This window comes from Roseateles sp., from assembly GCF_036404855.1.
In the GTDB taxonomy this organism is placed as follows: domain Bacteria; phylum Pseudomonadota; class Gammaproteobacteria; order Burkholderiales; family Burkholderiaceae_C; genus Pelomonas.
Genome location: NZ_DASWYS010000216.1, coordinates 1 through 2,095, shown reverse-complemented (window position 1 = coordinate 2,095; position 2,095 = coordinate 1). Strand labels below are relative to the sequence as shown.

The window sequence follows — 2,095 nt, the reverse complement described above, 5'->3', positions numbered from 1 at the left end:
GTGGACGGCGAAAAGCAGTTCGAAGTGCTGTCGACCAACGGCGACACCTTCCTGGGCGGCGAAGACTTCGACCAGCGCATCATCGACTTCATCATTGACGAGTTCAAGAAGGAGTCGGGCGTCAACCTCAAGAATGACGTGCTGGCCCTGCAGCGCCTGAAGGAAGCGGCCGAGAAAGCCAAGATCGAACTGTCGAACTCGGCCTCGACAGACATCAACCTGCCCTACATCACGGCAGACGCATCGGGCCCCAAGCACCTGAACATCAAACTGACCCGCGCCAAGCTGGAACAACTGGTGGAAGAGCTGATCGAGCGCACCATCGCTCCTTGCCGCATGGCCATCAAGGACGCTGGCGTGTCGGTGTCTGACATCCATGACGTGATCCTGGTCGGCGGCATGACCCGGATGCCCAAGGTGCAAGAAAAGGTCAAGGAATTCTTCGGCAAGGACCCCCGCAAGGACGTGAACCCTGACGAAGCCGTGGCCGTGGGCGCCGCCATCCAGGGCCAGGTGCTGTCGGGTGACCGCAAGGACGTGCTGCTGCTGGACGTGACACCCCTGTCGCTGGGTATCGAAACCCTGGGCGGTGTCATGACCAAGATGATCACGAAGAACACGACCATCCCGACGAAGTTCGCACAGACCTTCTCGACGGCCGACGACAACCAGCCTGCCGTGACCATCAAGGTCTACCAGGGCGAGCGCGAAATGGCTACCGGCAACAAGCTGCTGGGCGAGTTCAACCTGGAAGGCATTCCACCTGCGTCCCGCGGTGTTCCGCAGATCGAAGTGTCGTTTGACATCGACGCCAACGGCATCTTGCACGTGGGCGCCAAGGACAAGGGCACCGGCAAGGAAAACAAGATCACCATCAAGGCCAACTCGGGCCTGTCGGAAGAAGAAATCCAGAAGATGGTGAAGGACGCCGAGCTGAACGCCGCGGACGACAAGAAGAAGCTGGAGCTGGTGCAAGCCCGCAACCAGGGTGAAGCTGCCGTACACAGCGTGAACAAGAGCCTCGCCGAGCATGGCGACAAGCTCGAAGCCGGCGAAAAGGACGCCATCACCGCCGCCGTGAAGGCCCTGGAAGAAGCCCTGAAGGGTGAAGACAAGGCTGCCATCGACGAAAAGACGACCGCGCTGATGGCCGCCAGCCAGAAGCTGGGCGAGAAGATGTACGCCGAATCGCAGGCAGCGCAAGCCGCCCAGGCGGCCGGTGGTGCAGACGCCGCAGGTGCATCGGCTGGTGCAGCCAACAAGCCCGCCGATGACGACAACGTCGTCGATGCCGAGGTGAAGGAAGTCAAGAAGGGCTGAACGAGCCCCCGTTGACCCGAGCCGCCGCGCATTGCTCTGAGGGGCTGCGCGGCGTTCCTGTTCCAACTGGGTTCTGAATCACTATGTCCAAACGAGACTTTTACGAAATCCTAGGCGTTCCGAAAAACGCCTCGGACGAAGAAATCAAGAAGGCCTATCGCAAGCTGGCGATGAAGCATCACCCTGACCGCAACCAGGGTGATGCCGCCAAGCCTGCCGAAGAGAAATTCAAGGAAGCCAAAGAGGCCTACGAGATGCTCTCCGACCCGCAAAAGCGGGCCGCCTACGACCAGTACGGCCACGCCGGTGTGGACCCCAACATGCGCGGCCCCGGCGGTGCAGGGGCCGAAGGGTTTGGCGGTTTTGCCGAGGCGTTTGGCGACATCTTCGGCGACATGTTCGGCCAGCAAGGCCGTGGCCGGGGCGCCGGCGGACGCCAGGTGTACCGAGGCTCCGACCTCAGCTACGCCATGGAGATCACGCTGGAAGAAGCCGCGCGCGGCAAGGATGCACAGCTCCGCATCCCCTCGTGGGACACCTGCGACACCTGCCATGGCAGCGGCGCCAAGCCTGGCACCAGCGCCAAGACCTGCGGAACCTGCCAGGGCGCAGGCACGGTGCAGATGCGCCAGGGCTTCTTCAGCGTGCAGCAGACCTGCCCCCACTGCCGCGGCACGGGCAAGATCATTCCTGAGCCCTGCACCACCTGCCACGGCCAGGGCAAGCTCAAGAAGCAAAAGACGCTGGAAGTGAAGATTCCTGCGGGCATCGACGA

General features: G+C 62.1%; 2 protein-coding genes. Both read left to right on the top strand.

The annotated features are described in order from the left end of the window. The coding region (gene dnaK / locus VGF12_RS14445) for a molecular chaperone DnaK (protein ID WP_331176739.1) at positions 1-1,320 on the top strand (1,320 nt) is incomplete at its 5' end. Between the two features lie 83 nt (positions 1,321-1,403). Then, positions 1,404-2,095, top strand: a 692-nt coding sequence (dnaJ, locus tag VGF12_RS14440) for a molecular chaperone DnaJ (RefSeq protein ID WP_331176738.1), incomplete at its 3' end; no start/stop codon positions are given.